The organism is Streptomyces sp. NPDC006294 (assembly GCF_042870895.1).
GTDB lineage: Bacteria > Actinomycetota > Actinomycetes > Streptomycetales > Streptomycetaceae > Streptomyces.
In genome coordinates, this window is record NZ_JBIAHV010000041.1 from 1 (window position 1) to 2,417 (window position 2,417).

Here is a 2,417-nt window from a genome sequence, read left to right on the forward strand (position 1 = left end):
CGTGAGGACCGTCCCGGTGACAAGCGGCTGGTCGCCTACGCGGTCGGCGTCGAGCTGACCGGGTCGGAGCTGCGGGCGCACATCGCCGGGGTGCTGCCGGACTATATGGTTCCGGCGGCCGTGGTGGTGCTGGACCGGCTGCCGGTGACGGTGAACGGGAAGCTGGACCGGCGTGCGCTGCCTGCGCCGGAGTACGGGTCCTCGGCCGGTGGTCGTGCGCCGGGTACGCCGCACGAGGAGATCCTGTGCGATCTGTTCACCCAGGTGCTCGGCACCCCGGTGACCGGCGTCGACGACAGCTTCTTCGACCTCGGCGGTCACTCGCTCATGGCGACCCGGCTGGTGAGCCTCGTCCGTACCGCCTTCGACGTCGAACTGCCCGTACGCGCCCTGTTCGAGTCGCCGACGGTCGCCGCGCTCGCCGGACTGATCGACACCGCCGCCGGCGCCCGTACCGCGCTGAAGCCCGTCGAGCGGCCCGAAGCCGTCCCGCTGTCCTTCGCGCAGCGCCGGCTGTGGTTCCTGAACCGCTTCGAGGGCGCCAACGCGACCTACTACATCCCGCTGGCCCTCCGGCTGGACGGCGACCTCGACCGGGCGGCGCTCGCCGCCGCCCTGACCGACCTGGCCGGCCGGCACGAGGCACTGCGGACCCTCTTCCCGGAGACCGACGGCAGGGCGAGGCAGCAGGTCCTCGCCCCCGAGGCGGCGGCGCCCGCGCTCCCCGTGATCGCCGTCGCCGAGGCGGAACTGCCCGGGGCGCTCTCCGCCGCGGCCGGCTACGCCTTCGACCTGTCGGCCGAACTGCCGCTGCGCGCGACGCTGTTCGAGGTCGCCGCCGACCGCCACGTACTGCTGTTCGTGGTGCACCACATCGCGGCCGACGGCTGGTCGCTCGCCCCGCTGGCGCGCGACCTGTCCCAGGCCTATGCCGCACGCCGCGCCGGGCACGCGCCGCACTGGGAGCCGCTGCCGGTGCAGTACGCCGACTACACGCTGTGGCAGCAGGCGGTGCTCGGCGACGAGGACGACCAGGACAGCCCGATCTCCCGCCAGCTGCAGTACTGGCAGGACACCCTGGCCGGACTTCCCGAGGAGCTGCCGCTGCCGCTCGACCGGCAGCGCCCCAAGCGGGCGAGCAACCGAGGTGACGTCGTCCCCTTCGACGTGGACGCCGCGGTGCACGACCGGCTGGCCGGACTGGCCCGGGAGAACCGCACCAGCATGTTCATGGTCATGCAGGCGGCGCTCGCGGCGCTGCTGCGCAAGACCGGCTCCGGGACGGACATCCCGATCGGCACGCCGGTGGCCGGGCGCACGGACGCGGCGCTCGACGACCTGGTCGGGTTCTTCGTCAACACCCTGGTCCTGCGCACGGACGCCTCCGGTTCCCCCACCTTCCCCGAACTGCTGGCGAGGGTCCGGGAGACCGACCTGGCGGCGTACGCCAACCAGGACGTGCCGTTCGAGCGGCTGGTGGAGGTCCTCAACCCCGAGCGCTCCACGGCCCGTCACCCGCTGTTCCAGGTCAACCTGACCTTCCACAACACGGCCGCGGTCGAGCCCGGGCTCGCTCTGCCGGGCCTCGACTTCGGCGCCCAGCAGATCGAGCACACGGTCGCGAAGTACGACCTGTCGCTGAGCCTCACCGAACGGCACGCGTCCGACGGCACGGCGGACGGGATCGGCGGCGGTATCGAGTTCGCCACCGAGCTCTTCGACCGGGAGACCGTCGAGCTGCTCGCCGGACGCCTCGGCCGGCTGCTGACGCAGTGGGCCGAGAACCCAGCGCTCACCCTGGACGAGATCGACGTCCTGGAGAGCGCCGAGTGGGAGAGGGCACTGGCGGCCCCCGAGAGCCTGCCGGACCCCGCGTCGGACCTGACGCTGGTGAAGGTGTTCGAGGACCGGGTCGCCCAGGACCCGGACGCCGTGGCGCTGTCCTTCGGCGACGAGTCCCTGACGTACGGCGAGCTGAACGCGCGGGCGAACCGGCTCGCGCGGGTGCTGCTGTCGCGCGGGGTGGGTCCGGAGCAGTTCGTCGGGCTGGCGCTGCCGCGCGGCGTGGACCTGATCGTGGGTCTGCTGGCGGTGGTCAAGTCGGGTGCGGCGTATGTGCCGATGGACCCGGACTATCCGGCGGACCGGCTCAGCTACATGGTCGCGGACGCCTCACCGGTGCTGGTGGCGACGACGAGTTCGGTGGACCTCTCGGCGGTGGAGTCGGGCGGCGTGCCGTGGCTGGTGCTGGACGAGAAGTCGGTGGCGGCCGAACTGGCGGCCGCGGACGACACGGATCCGGCGGTCACTCTGTCGCCCGCGCACCCGGCGTACGTCATCTACACCTCCGGTTCCACGGGCCGGCCGAAGGGCGTCGTCGTCCCGCACTCCAACGTGGTGCGGCTGTTCACGTCCAC

General features: G+C 72.6%; 1 protein-coding gene. It reads left to right on the top strand.

Going from position 1 to position 2,417, the window contains the following annotated elements; translation table 11 throughout:
- On the top strand, positions 1–2,417 hold a 2,417-nt coding region (locus ACFYOP_RS33700; RefSeq protein WP_356899681.1), incomplete at both ends, for a condensation domain-containing protein.